We start from the raw sequence: 13,338 nt of genomic DNA, 5'->3' as shown, positions 1-13,338 counted from the left end.
ACGCGCTGAGGATCATGTGCGACATCTGGATTCCTTCCCTGCGGATGCGGAAAACCGCGGGCGCTGCGGCCTGTGGCCGTGCCCCGAAAATCTTCCAGTCAGCGAAAGTTAGATTGCGCTCGAGCTTAATTCGAGTAATTTTATAGAGATTGTTCCATGTGAAAGCGGAAGCGATTGCCCCTGATCGCCGCGCGCGCAGAAAGTGGTTTCCGGTCATCCATGTCTTCAGTTCTGCCAGCCATGTCTTCGGTTCTAAATGTCGAGCACCTCTCCGTTTCCTATGCCGGAGGCAGGCGCACCCGTCGCGCGGTCGATGACATATCGCTCCGCATCGGCGAGGGCGAAGCGCTCGGGCTGGTCGGTGAATCCGGTTCCGGCAAGAGCTCGGTGGCGCTGGCGGTGCTGCGCTACCTGCCCAAACACGCCCGGGTCGAAGCCGCGCAGCTGGCCTTCGAAAACCGCGAGATCCGCGACCTCTCCGCCGACCAACTGCGCCGGCTGCGCGGCGACCGCATCGCCGCCGTCTACCAGCATCCGGGCTCGGCGCTGAACCCGAGCATGACCATTGGCGGCCAGATCACCGAGACGATCCTGCGCCACCGCCCGATGCATCATGACGATGCGTTTGCGCGCGCCGCCCAACTTCTGAGCCGCGTGCGCGTCGCCAACCCCGAACGCGTGCTGCGGCTCTATCCGCATGAACTGTCGGGCGGCATGCAGCAGCGAGCCAACATCGCCATTGCCATCGCCCTCGACCCGTCGCTGCTGGTGATGGACGAGCCGACCACGGCGCTCGACGCCAGCGTCCAGTCCGAGATCATCGCCATCCTCGACGATTTGCGCCGCGAGCACCGCACCTCGATTCTTCTGATCAGCCACGACATCAATCTGATCCGCCGCTCCTGCGACCGTGTGTCGGTGATGCAGGCCGGGACGATCGTCGAAACCGGTGCCGCCGATGAAGTTTTCGACAACCCGCGCCACGCCTACACACGGGCGCTGGTCGCCGCCATTCCCACCCTCAACCGCACCAAGCGCGACGGCAGGCTGGCCGAGGATGCCAGTCCGGTGGACCTGGTTTCCGACGTGCCGGCCGGGGAGCAAGCGGAAAGCACCCGGCCCGCGCTACGGCGCGAAGTCGCCGTCTCCTGCCGGGGCATAAAACAATCCTTCGGCGGCCAGCCGGTGCTGCACGGCATCGACCTCGACATCGCCAGCGGCGAGACTTTTGGGCTGATTGGTGAATCCGGTTCCGGCAAGTCGACGCTGGCCCGCATCGTCACCGGCCTGCAGCCGCCGACGGCGGGCAGCGTCGAACTGTTCGGCAAGACCGTGGCGCCGCTGGTCGAGCGCCGCCAGGCGAACGAACGGCGCGACGTGCAGATGGTGTTCCAGTCGCCTGACCGCACGCTCAACCCGCGCCAGCGCATCGGCCGCATCCTCGGCCGCCCGCTGCGGCGGCTGGCCGGCCTGCCGCGCCGCGCGGTGCCGCAGCGCGTCGGCGACCTCCTCGCCTCGGTACGCCTCGCCCGCAGCACGGCAGAGCAGAAGCCCGGCACGCTGTCCGGCGGCCAGCGCCAGCGCACGGCCATTGCGCGGGCCTTCGCCGGCCTGCCGCGGCTGGTGGTGCTGGACGAACCGACCTCGGCGCTCGACGTCTCGGTGCAGGCGACGGTGCTCAACCTGCTCAACGATTTGCAGAAGAGCAAGGATACCGCCTATCTCTTCATCAGCCATGATCTCAGGGTCGTGCGCTACATGGCCGACCGGATTGGCGTGCTCTATCGCGGCCGCCTGGTCGAGACCGGCTCCTCCGACCAGATCTTTGCCGGCCCCAACCATCCCTACACGCAGATGCTGCTGGCGGCGTCTTCCAACGATGCGCAGGCGACGACAATCGCCGAAGCGCAAGCCGCCACCGAAGCTGCTCCTGGCGGCTGCGCCTTCGCCGGCCGCTGCCCGCTGGCGGACGCCGGCTGCCATGCCGCCGAGCCGGTGGCCAAGGAGATTGCATCAGGCCATTTCATCGCCTGCTGGAAGCGCGCCGGCTAACCGCTCTATCCGCCGAGATAAAGCCGGTGCAGTTCATCCGGCGACTTGAGCAGTTTCAGGCAGTCGCCGTCATGGACGACGCGGCCGCGCCGCATGACATAGGCGCGGTTGCCGATCGACAAAGCGAGCGCGGCAAACTGTTCGACCAGCAGCACCGCCAGGCCATTGTCGGCGAGCTTGCGCACCGCGCTCATCAGCCTTGTGACGATGACCGGCGCCAGGCCAGCCGACATCTCGTCGATGAGCAGCACTTTGGGCCGTGTCAGCAGCGCGCGGGCGATGACCAGCATCTGCTGCTCGCCGCCTGACAAAAGGCTCGCCTTCACTGTGCGCCGCTGCACCAGTTCGGGAAACAGCGCATAGGCCTCGCCAAGATCGGATCCCGGGTGCAGGCTCACCCGAAGATTCTCCTCGGTGGTGAGCTGGCGGAACACGGTGCGGCCCTGCTCGACATGGGCAAGGCCTTCGCGCGAGCGCACGCCGGGCCGTGCCTTCTGGATCTCGCGGCCGTCGATGGCGATCGAACCGCCGGCGACCGGGATGATGCCGGACAGGCCTTCGAGCAGCGTCGTCTTGCCGGCGCCGTTGGCGCCGAGCACGACGCTGATGGCACCGCTCTCGACGGCTATGTCGAGCGACGACACGACAGGCAATTCGGCGCGGTTGATCGAGAGGTTGGAAACGACGAGCTTGCTCATGCCGCCACGCTCTCTTCCTCGATGCCGAGATAGGCCTTCTTGACCGAACCCTGGTCGAGCACCTTGGCCGGCGGACCCGACGCGATGACGCGGCCGAAGTCGAGCACGGTCACCTCCGAACACACCGCCCGCACCAGATCCATATCGTGCTCGACCAGGAGCACTGCCGAACCGAACAATTTCGGAATTTCGGCGATGCGTTGCCCCAACCGCACGCTCTCCTCATGCGACTGCCCAGCGGCCGGTTCGTCGAGCAGCACCACCGCCGGCCGCGCCGCGACCACGCCAGCGACATCGAGCAGCCGCCTGGTGCCGGCATCGACCGAGACCACCAGCGTGTCTGGATCGGGACAATCGAGCCAGCCGAGGATCGCCTTGGTCTCGCTCGCAGACAGGCCCTTGGCCGCCAGCGCCAGATAGCCGCCGACCGTGAGTTCGGGCGCGATGCGGTTGGTCTGCCAGGTTCGGCGCACGCCGGCGCGGGCGCGCAGATGCGCCGGCATGCCTTCCAGCGGCTTGCCGCCGAGCGCGATGCCGCCTTCATAGCTCGACAGGAAGCCGGCGACGGCGTCGATGAAGGTCGATTTGCCCGCGCCATTCGGCCCGATCAGCCCGGCGACGGTACCGGCAGCAACCGTCAGGCTGACGCCGTCGAGCGCCACCACGCTGCCATAGCGTACGGTGAGTTTTTCAATGCTGAGCGCGGGACCAGCGGCGCGGCTGACCGGGCTCGGCAGATCGCTTGCCGGCGCCGATGCGGCCGCTTTCACACGCGCCGGCATGAGCTTGCGCAATTGCCGCCGAAAAGTTTCGCTCATCGTCTCGCCCGTCGACAGCGCCTGCGTGGCGCCGATGGCGAACAGCACATTGCCGATGTCCTGCGGCAGATCGAGCCGGCGCAGAATTTCCGGGAACATCACCACCAGCAAGCCGCCGATGATGGCGCCCTCGGCGAAATGCGCGCCGGTCATGACCGCCACGGCATAGAGCGACAGCGACTGCATCATGCTGAAATTCTCGGACACCAGCGTGCCGAGATAGCCGGCGAGCAGCCCGCCGGAAATGCCGGCGACAAAGGCCGAGATGGCGAAGGCCGAAAGCTTGGCGGTGGCGATGCTGACGCCATGTGCTGCCGCCGCGCGTTCGGAGTGGCGCACCGCCAGCCAGGACGCGCCGAGGCGCGAACGGCTGAGGATCTCCAGCACCACGGCAACTGCCACGTAGAACAGCAGCACGAAGACGAAATAACCCTCATCGCTGTCGAACAGCTCCGGCCGCGTCACTTGCAGGAAATCGGTCTGGCCGGGATAGGTCATGGTCGCCAGGATGGTGTCGAAGGCGGTGGCGAAGGACAGCGTGACGATGGCGAGGTTTATGCCGCGCAGCCTGAGCGCCGGCAGGCCGATGGCAACGCCGAGCGGCACCGCCGCCAGCCCGCCGATGAGGATCCACACGGGTAACCCGCCCGGCGCCTCGGCGAGGTTGAGGTAGCCGACGGTCCAGGCGCCGACGCCGGCGAACGACATCTGGCAGAGCGCGATCATGCCGGTGCGGCCGGCGACGAGGCCGAGGCTCTGCAGCGCGACGCCGGTGATCAGCACCGAGGTGGCCAGGAACACCCAGTAGGAGGGTAGCAGGCCAAGCAAGGCGACACTGCCGGCAACGAGTGCTGCGGCAATGACGATCAGCGAGGCTTTCAAACTAGCGCGCTTCATCCCAACGGGCCTCCCGTTGCGACCAGAGCAGGACGGCAAGCACGACCAGGAACGGAATGGCGCTGCGATACTGGCTGATGCTGTCGACCGAGCTTGCCATGCCTTCGACCAACCCAAGCACGATGCCGCCGGCGAGCGTGCGCCAAAAACTGCGAAACAGGCCGACAAGAGCGGCAGCCAGCGCCGGCACGACAAGCAGGCTCAGCGTCATGAAATTCGGCGAGCGCTGCGGCGCGATGATCATCAGGGCGAAGGTGGTGAAGGCGCCGGTCATGCCCCAGACCAGCAGCGACAAAAGCTGCACCCTGATGCCGAGCAGTTCTGCCGCCATCGGCCGGTCGGCCAGCGCGCGCAGATTGAGCCCGACCTTGGTGTTGTTGAGGAACAGGTCGGCAAGCACGGTGAACAGCGCTGCGAGCCCAATGGTCAGCACCGAGGCGATCGTCACCTCGACACCGGCCATGCGGAAGGCGGAGCCGGGAAACAGTTCCGGCATGTTGTGCGGATGCTGGCCGCCGGTCAGCCGCAGGCCGATGGCGATGATGCCGACCAGCAGCGCCACGGTGACCGCCGCCTTGGTCGAGGCGCCGGCCTCGCCGAACCACCGCGTCATGATGTAGCCGATGGCCACACCCACCAGCGTGCCGGCGGCGATGCCGACGAGCACCGAGGGCCAGATCGGGAAACCGGCTTCATAGAGCGCGATCAGCACGAAGGTCCCGGCCGTGCCGATCGCCGCGCCGGTGAAATTGACCACGGCGACCAGCCGGTAGGTGAAGACGGCGCAGACGCCGAGCAAGGCATAGGTGCCTCCGGCTGTCAGCCCCGCCACGGCGGATGTGAGCAATGCGTTCATTGGATTCCCAGTCTGGAGAAATGGGCGGGCTTCGAGCCGAATTCTTTGGCGAGGTCGGCGCCGCCCCTCATTTTCCTGCCCGTCCTCCGCAGCAGCTGCGGAGGGTGGACCGGACATTTCTCCCCGTGAACGGAGAGCCTGGATGCCGGCAGGCGGGTGAGGAGCGGCGCCAACGCCCCGGGAGGACTTACTTGGCCTGCGGCAGCACGACCCAGTCCGGCGTCTCGACCGTCCAGGCGCCCTTTTCCAGTCTCATCACCTTGGTCGCCTGCATCGGCGAATGCGTCTTGGCCGTGCCGAAGACATAGGGTGAGCCAGCGAGCGGATTGGTGATCGGCTGCATCTCGTGCAGCGCCTTGCTCACGCTCTCGCGCGTCACCTCGCCGTCGATCGACGCCACCACTTTGAGGAACAACTGGGCGGCGAGATAGCCGCCTTGCGAGAAGGCGGTCAGCGGCCGGCCGGCCTTCTGCATGTCGGCCGCCCATTGTGCGTTGGCGGCCGAACTCTTCTCGGTGAAGGGCTCCCATTCGGTGCCGACATAGATAGGCTGTTTGGTGTCGGCCAATGCCGAGGCGACCTGCTCGGTGTAGCCGGGCGCCAGGAACAGCCAGTTGATGCCTGTGATCTTCTGTGCATCGACGGTCTTGATCAGCTGCACCACTTGCGGCTCGACCTGGTTGGTCAGCACCGCGTCGCAGCCGGCGTCGCGCGCCTTGATGACGTAGGGTGTCAGATCGCCCTGGAAGGGCAGCGTCAGGTCGATGAGATGGATCTTCTTGCCCGAGATCTTTTCCCAGTTCTCGATCGCCTTCTTGTAGGCTTCCTGGGTGCCGCCGATGATGATGAAGAAGGCGCAGAGCTTCTCGCTCTTCAGCTGGTTGGTGGCGTACCAGGCCATCGCGGTGGAGAGCGTGTAGGGCCCGACATTGACCGGCGCCACATTGGGCGAGGAAAAGCATGCGGCGTCGACGCCAAGGCCTTGCACGGACAGGATCTTCTTGCGGCTGTAGGTGGCGGAATTGACGGCGCAGTCGAGCAGGCTGCCCGAGCCGACCAGCGCCACCGCTTCCTTGTTGTCGATGAGATCGCGCGCGGCTTGTGCCGCGACCGCCGGATCGGCCTTGTCGTCGGCGATCGTGTAATCGATCTTGCAGCCATTGATGCCGCCGGCGGCATTGACCGCATCGAACGCCGCCTGGGTCGCCTTCGGCACCTCGCTGAAATCGGCGGGACCGGTGATGGTCGACACCGCGCCGACCTTGATCGCCCCGTCCTTGCAGGTCGGGCCGGCGGCCGACGCCGTGCCGGCTGCTGCCCCAAGGCCGAGGCCGGCGAAGGCCGCCGCGAGCAGGCTGGATTTCCATTGCATGTCAGTCACTCCCCTGTTTTCCTGATTCATTTTCTGATCATGCGGCGGCGCGATCTGGCGCCCTGATGCTGGCGGCGTCGATGGCCGCGAATTTGGTCAGCGTGCGTGCGATCGTCTCTCGCGCAATGTCGCGCACGATGAACACCAGCCGCGTGCGCCGGTCGGCCGATGGCCAAGCATCGAGCCGCACCGGCGGATGGAAGACGTGCTGCACGCCGTGCAGCACCAGCGGCCGCTCCGGCTGGTCAGTGACATGCACCAGGCCCTTCAGCCGCAGCAGGTCCTCGCCCTTCAGCGCCGCGACGTAGTCGAGCCAGCGCGCGAAGGCTGCCCATTCGACCGGCTCGTCGATGACGAAGCTGTAGGACTGGATGCCGTGGTGGACATGGCTGTGGTGATGGTGGTGCGCGTGATCGTGTGCGCAGTCAGGTCCGCATTCCTGCCCCGCCATCTCCAGCCAGGCAGCGATCCTGTCGGGATCGGCCGCCACACCAAAATGCTTGATATCGAGGATGTCGAAGTCGGCCTCGCCATTCTGCGCCAGACTTTGCCGTGCGGTCGGCGCCAGGGCCGTCAGCCGGCGCTGCAATTCACCGAGGACTTCCAGCGAAACCAGATCGGTCTTGGTCACCAGCAGCCGGTCGGCGACCGCGACCTGCTTGGCTGCCTCGGCATGGCGGTCGAGGCTCGACCAGCCATTGACCGCATCGACCGTGGTGACGACGCCGGCGATGACATAGCGGCCGGCGAGATCCGGCTCGGCCATCAGCGTGTGCAGGATCGGTGCCGGATCGGCGAGCCCCGTCGTCTCGATCACGACATGGGTCAGCTCAGGCACATCGCCGGCACGGCCGCGCTGGTCGAGCGCCTTCAGCGTCGCCACCAGATCGCCGCGCACGGTGCAGCAGACGCAGCCATTGTCGAGCAGCGCGAACTGCTCCTCGCTGGCCTCGATCAGCAGATGGTCGAGCCCGATGGCGCCGAACTCGTTGATGATGACGGCGGCCCCGGCCAGCGACGGACGGCGCAGCAGGCGGTTGAGCACCGTCGTCTTGCCCGAGCCGAGGAAGCCGGTCAGCACCGTCACCGGGATGGGGCGGTCAGCTCCGCTCATACACCACCCTCCCCTCGAACCAGGTGGTCAGCACCTTGGTGTCGGCGATCTCGTCGGCGGGTGTTTCCAGCACGTTGCGGTCGAGCTTGATGAAGTCGGCCGACTTGCCGATCTCGATCGAGCCGACCGTGTCGGCGAGCCCAATGGCGCGGGCCGAGTTGATGGTGAAGATTTCCAGCGCGGTGGTGACATCGAGCGCCTGCTCCGGCCACAAGGCAGCGCCCTTGAATTCGCCGCTCGGGTTGCGCCGTGTCACCAGCCCCTCGATGCCGTCCCAGGGATCGGGATTGGGCATCACCGGCCAGTCCGAACCGCCGGCGAGCAGCGCGCCCGCTTCCAGCAGATCCTTGTTCGGCCAGAAGCGTTGGGCCCGCGCGTCGCCCATCGTCTGCTTGTGGCCTTCGAGGAAGCTGGTCGGATACCACAGGAACGGCGACAGGTCGGCGGCGACGCCGAGTTCGGCGAAGCGGGCGATATCGGCCGGCGCGATGTAGCTGGCATGCGCGATGTGGTGGATCAGCCTGGTCGGGCCGTTGAAGGAGCGCACGACATCGATGGCGTCGAGCGCCTGGCTGACGGCGGCGTCGCCGGCGCAGTGGATTTTCACCCCGAGCCCAAGCTTCTCGCATTTGCCGACCCAGCGGATCAGGTCCGGCACGGTGACGATGGTCGACCCGCGGAAACAGCAGCCGAGGATCGGATCATCGGTGTAAGGCTCATGGAAGGCCGCGGTGCGCGCGCCCGGCACGCCATCGAGGAACACCTTGACGAAATCCGGCTTCGCATGGGTGCCGCGATAATTCTCGCGCAGCGCGATCAGTTCGTCGCCGGCAATGCCGAACATGAAGGATGGCTCGACCGCCGGCATCGCCGACACCGACCACGCCGTGAGTTCGCCGCGATCGTCGAGGCCTTTCAGCGCCGCCAGGATCGGCTGCATGGCGGCGGCGTCGAGGAAGGCGGTGACACCGTAGGAGTTGAGCGTGGCGATCGACTGCGCCATCGCCGCCCGGTCCATCGCCTCGGTGTAGTGGCCTGATCTGGCGATGGTGCTTTCGACGATTCCGGCGGCGGATTCGATCATCATGCCGGTCGGCACGCCGGTTGCCGGGTCGCGGCCGATCGAGCCCTTTTCCGGATCGGGCGTGGCGGCCGAGACGCCGGCCAAACGCAGGGCCTCAGAGTTGATCCACCGGTTGTGATAGGTGTCGTCGCGCAACATTACCGGCCGGCCCTGGCTGGCTCTGTCGAGCGCCGCCAGCGCCTCCAGCGTGTTGAGCTTCGGCAGGAGGTCGCTGCCCCACTGGCCGCCGATGATCCATGATCCTTCCGGCGCCTTGGCCGCCGCCTCGCCAACCCGCGCGATCAGCGTCTCGAAGCTCGCCGTCGGCGGGAAACGTAGTTCGAACAGTTCAGCCTGGCCGCCCATCATCAGATGCGCGTGCACGTCGACAATACCTGGCATCAGCATGGCGCCACCCAGATCGACGACACGCGTTTCCGGGCCCGTCAGACCGGCGACGGCATCCGCCTCGCCCACCGCCACGATGCGCCCGCTCTTGACGGCCACCGACGAGGCCCATGGCCGCTTGCGATCCAGCGTGTAGATCAGGCCATTGCTAAGAACCAGGTCGGCACTTCTGTCTGGCATGTCGTCTCGCTCCTCACCGCCGGTTGCGTGCCGCGCGGGCCGGCACTTTGCCATTCCCGGGCCTGGCCATTTTCGGCATTGCGTGCGGCGGACACCCTTGTGTTGCCGCGAAACCGCGCTTGCCCTTGTTTTTTGTTCCCCCATCGGTTCATCATGTGAACCGGTGTTTTGTATGTTATAGCCAGACTGCAAGGCGCTGACGCCGCTGTCAAGTTAATTCACACGCTAACTATCTACTAGTTAACACGATAAGTAAAATGGAGAACCCTGCTATGAGCACGGTCGGCAAGGCGATTTCGCTGCTGGAGCTTTTTACGCCGAAGGAGCCGGAAATCGGCCTCTCCGACATTGCCCGCAAGTCGGGCCTCGACAAGGCCACGGCGCGGCGGCTGCTGGTGGCGCTGGCCGAGCACCGACTGATCGAGCAGGAACCGCTGAGCCGCCGCTACCGGCTCGGCGCCGGCCTGTCCCGCCTGGCCCGCATGCGCGACGCGCATCTACCGTTCGTGCGCGTCGCGGCGCCCATGGTGCGCGAGCTGGCGCTGGAGACCGGCGAGACCGTGCATCTCTCCGAGTTCAGCGCCGGCGCGCTGCTCACCGTGCATGTCGAGCTGTCGGCAAGAGCCAACCGCGTCAGCGTCGATGTCGGCCAGATCCTGCCGCTGCACGGCACCGCGTCCGGCATCGCCTTCCTCGCCTTCTCGCGCCCGGAAACCGTGGAAGTGCATTTCGCCAGGCCGCTGACCGCCTTCACCGCCCACACCATGACCAGCCGCGACGCGGTGATGCAGGCCGTGCGGCTGGCGGCGACGCGCGGCTATTCGCGCAGCGCCCAGGGCTATGAGGAAGGCGTGCACTCGGTCGCCGCCCCCATTCTCGGTTCGGACGGCTTTCCTGTCGGCACGCTGGCCGTGGCCTCGCCGCTGTCGCGCATCGACGACACGACCGCCGAGCGCCAGGGGCAGGCCGCGCGCGAGGCAGGGCGCCGCATCTCGGCCGAACTGACCGGCGAACAATGGCATGCATCGGTGCCGTTGCGGCAGAGATAATTATCATGTTAAGTTATTGATCGTTGCATAAGCCCGCGCCCCAATCCCGCGCCAAGACGGGAAGGCTTGTTTGGAGGAGGAACACATGCACGCTGCCGCCCTTCATGTCAGCATCGCCGATGGGGAGGCTTTCCTGTCGACATCGCGCCTGCTGTTCGGCCCGATCACGCAGCGCTTCCCGCGCGGCACGGAGCCGTCGATCCCGCAGCTTGTGTCGGTCAATCTCGGCGCCTGCCGGCTGTCGGAGATCAAGGCCAATTCACATCTGGTGGTCAATGACCGGCTGTTCTGGCGCAGCTTCGATCCCGACGCGATCAAGATCCTGATGCAGATCAGGGGCCGCAGCCGCTTCGAGCAGCAGCAAATCGCCGTCGATCTCGGCCCGCAATCGGCGATCATTTACGACCCCGTGCGCAGCTACTCCCTGCAGAACCTCAGTGATGTCGACCAGCTGATCCTGCAGGTGCCGCGTTCGACCTTCGGCGACGACACGCTGGCCCGTCTCTCCGCCCCGCTGCCGTTGCCCGGCAAGGAAGACAGCCTGACCCACATCGTCTCCGGCCTGATGCAGATGGCGATCGGCGAGGCGCACAGGCTCGACGAAGCCGGCAGCCGGCGCGTCGGCGAAAGCCTGATCCAGCTGGTCAACGGCCTGATCCAGGCCAAGCCGATGGCGCCCGAATTCCGCCGCTCGCCGCTCGAAGCGCTGCGCGAGCGCATCGTCGCCTATATCGACGCCAACCTCGCCCGCAGCAGCCTGTCGGCGGAAGACATTGCCCGCCACATGGGCTGCTCGCGCCGCTATCTGCACCGCGCCTTCGAAGGCGAAGGCGCAACGCTGGAACGCTTCGTCTGGGACCGCCGGCTGGAGCGCAGCAAGGAGGAATTATTGTCCCCCGCCCGCGCCTCGGCCTCGATCTCCGAAATCGCCTTCGCCTGCGGCTTCAATTCCAGCGCGCATTTTTCCCGCGCCTTCAAGAGCCGCTATGACGTCGCGCCGCGAGAGCTGCGCGAGCGGCTGCGGGCGGTGGTGCATTAGGGGCGAAAATCGACTGCCGTGGATGGCCGGGGTTGACCGACCGGACGATCTGTTTCTCGAAGGATAGTACATCAGGCGTAGGACTTTTCCCTAGGTGTTGGCGGTACGCGGGGCTAACGTGGGGCCATTGGGAGGTGGGCGATGCCAAACGTCTCGATCCGCCGGGCGGACTTCATGATGGTCCTCGCCTATGCTTCGGACCTTGCCACCGGCCATTCTCGCGATTTCGCACTGAAATCCTGCGTGCTTGCGATGCGGATCGCCGATCTTGCGGGATTTTCAGAGCAAGATCGGCGCAACGCCTACCACCAGTCGATGCTCCGCTATGTCGGTTGCAACGCGGATACGGATCTGCTGTCCGCCGCCTTTGGCGACGAAATCGCGCTCCGTCAGGATCTTGTCGGTCTCGACATGGGCAACCGCGCGGAACTGGGCAGGGTCTTCGTGCAGGCCTTCAAGCGGCTCTACTACGATCTCGATCCTGACGCGCAGGCCAAGGCGATCGAGGCCGCGATGTCACAGGCGCTCGCTGTGGCCCGCCCAGTGCTCACCGCGCATTGCGAGGTCGCGCAGCGGATCGGCGAGCGGCTGGGCCTGCCTGGGGAGGTGCGACGCAATCTTGGACAGATTTACGAACGTTGGGACGGCAAGGGCTTGCCGCGTGGGTTGAGCGGCGAGGATGTTTTGCCAGCCGTGCGCCTGATCACACTGGCGCAGGATGCCATTGCGCTCAGCGATGCCGCTGGTATCGAAGGAATGGCCGAAACCATCGCCAGCCGCGCCGACGGCCCATACGAGGCGGAATTGGCCCGGCTCGTCTCGGCCAACGCGCCGACGCTGATGCAGGGGATCGGCACGACGGTCGACCGCGAGACGATCCTGGCGCTCGAGCCCGAACCGCCGGCGACGCTGGACGAGGCCGCCTGTGACGAGGCGTTCCTCGCCATCGCCGACATGATCGACATGCGCATGCCGTTTACGTACGGCCATTCGCGGATGGTGGCGGAACTGGCCGAGGGTGCGGGGAAACGGATGGGGCTGCCCGACCCTGAGGTCCGCGCGCTGCGCTGGTCGGGCTGCATTCACGACATCGGCGAACTCGTGGTGCCGGTGGCGACCTGGATGCGCAACGGTCCGCTGTCGGTGCGCGAACGCGACGCGGCGCAATTGCACGCCTACTACGGCGAGCGGGCGCTGGCCTCGTTCGGTCGCCAGGGCGAGCCGATGGCAGCGCTCGTCCTGCGCCATCACGAACGCCTGGACGGCTCCGGGTATCACCGCAAGGTCGGCGGCTCCGACCTGTCTCCGGCGGCGAGGATCCTGGCAGCTGCCGAAGCGTTCCAGACGTCGCGAGAGGAACGTCCTCACCGCAGGGCGCTGTCCAGCGAGGCGGCGGCGACGCAGTTGCGCGCCGCCATTCGTGAGGGCTGTATCTGCCCCGACGCCGCCGAGGCCGTGCTATCCTTCGCCGGGCAGCCGTCGCGCCGGGCGCCGCCTCGGCCGCTGGCCGGAATGACGCCACGTGAGATCGAGGTGCTGCGCCTGATCGCCGCCGGGCTTACGGCGAAGGAAACGGCTCGGAAGCTGGATATCTCGCCCAAGACCGCGGACCATCACATCCAGAGCGTCTATTCCAAGATCGGCGTGACCACCCGCGCCGCCGCGGCACTCTATGCGGTCGAGCACGGCCTTGTCCGGCCGGGCGAAAAGCAGGCATAGGGAATCCACCCCATGCGCGCCCGCGCCGGAGCGCGCATCGTGATCCTGTCGACGGACCAATGGTGGCCGCGAC

Annotated in this window: 10 protein-coding genes; 4 read left to right on the top strand and 6 right to left on the bottom strand. The window is 66.5% G+C overall.

Annotation, left to right across the window (positions count from 1 at the left end):
- Positions 1 to 240 precede the first annotated feature (240 nt).
- Positions 241 to 2,052, top strand: a complete 1,812-nt coding sequence (locus tag JN279_RS15010; protein WP_244734598.1) for a dipeptide ABC transporter ATP-binding protein — start codon at positions 241 to 243, stop codon at positions 2,050 to 2,052.
- Between the two features lie 5 nt (positions 2,053 to 2,057).
- Here JN279_RS15010 and JN279_RS15005 read toward each other — a convergent pair whose 3' ends face one another.
- The 6 genes from JN279_RS15005 to JN279_RS14980 form a co-directional block, all read right to left on the bottom strand.
- Complete coding sequence (locus JN279_RS15005; protein WP_096448641.1) at positions 2,058 to 2,750, bottom strand: ABC transporter ATP-binding protein; 693 nt, start codon at positions 2,748 to 2,750, stop codon at positions 2,058 to 2,060.
- The gene (locus tag JN279_RS15000; protein WP_202353180.1) at positions 2,747 to 4,465 is read right to left on the bottom strand and encodes a branched-chain amino acid ABC transporter ATP-binding protein/permease; all 1,719 of its coding nucleotides are present in this window, start codon (positions 4,463 to 4,465) and stop codon (positions 2,747 to 2,749) included. Before JN279_RS15000 ends, JN279_RS15005 begins: the two co-directional genes overlap by 4 nt.
- Complete coding sequence (locus JN279_RS14995; RefSeq protein WP_096448645.1) at positions 4,452 to 5,321, bottom strand: branched-chain amino acid ABC transporter permease; 870 nt, start codon at positions 5,319 to 5,321, stop codon at positions 4,452 to 4,454. The genes JN279_RS15000 and JN279_RS14995 overlap by 14 nt, the downstream gene beginning before the upstream one ends.
- A 187-nt stretch (positions 5,322 to 5,508) precedes the next feature.
- Entirely contained in the window at positions 5,509 to 6,693 is a 1,185-nt protein-coding gene (locus JN279_RS14990) for an ABC transporter substrate-binding protein (RefSeq protein WP_202353728.1), read from the bottom strand.
- A 37-nt stretch (positions 6,694 to 6,730) separates the two neighbouring features.
- Positions 6,731 to 7,807, bottom strand: a complete 1,077-nt coding sequence (locus tag JN279_RS14985) for a CobW family GTP-binding protein (protein WP_202353179.1) — start codon at positions 7,805 to 7,807, stop codon at positions 6,731 to 6,733.
- Positions 7,794 to 9,458 (bottom strand): amidohydrolase, encoded by a 1,665-nt coding sequence (locus tag JN279_RS14980; RefSeq protein WP_202353178.1) that lies wholly within the window; start codon positions 9,456 to 9,458, stop codon positions 7,794 to 7,796. Before JN279_RS14980 ends, JN279_RS14985 begins: the two co-directional genes overlap by 14 nt.
- A gap of 272 nt (positions 9,459 to 9,730) precedes the next feature.
- Between JN279_RS14980 and JN279_RS14975 the strand changes: the two genes are divergently transcribed.
- The 3 genes from JN279_RS14975 to JN279_RS14965 all read left to right on the top strand — a co-directional run bounded on the left by JN279_RS14975 (position 9,731) and on the right by JN279_RS14965 (position 13,265).
- Complete coding sequence (locus JN279_RS14975; protein WP_202353177.1) at positions 9,731 to 10,507, top strand: IclR family transcriptional regulator; 777 nt, start codon at positions 9,731 to 9,733, stop codon at positions 10,505 to 10,507.
- Between the two features lie 85 nt (positions 10,508 to 10,592).
- Positions 10,593 to 11,546, top strand: a complete 954-nt coding sequence (locus JN279_RS14970; RefSeq protein WP_202353176.1) for a helix-turn-helix domain-containing protein — start codon at positions 10,593 to 10,595, stop codon at positions 11,544 to 11,546.
- 174 nt (positions 11,547 to 11,720) lie between these two features.
- Positions 11,721 to 13,265, top strand: a complete 1,545-nt coding sequence (locus tag JN279_RS14965; protein WP_244734596.1) for an HD domain-containing phosphohydrolase — start codon at positions 11,721 to 11,723, stop codon at positions 13,263 to 13,265.
- Positions 13,266 to 13,338: the final 73 nt, after the last annotated feature.

It is taken from the genome of Mesorhizobium sp. 113-1-2 (assembly GCF_016756475.1).
GTDB lineage: Bacteria > Pseudomonadota > Alphaproteobacteria > Rhizobiales > Rhizobiaceae > Mesorhizobium > Mesorhizobium loti_C.
This window is presented reverse-complemented; position numbering and strand designations above follow the sequence as displayed.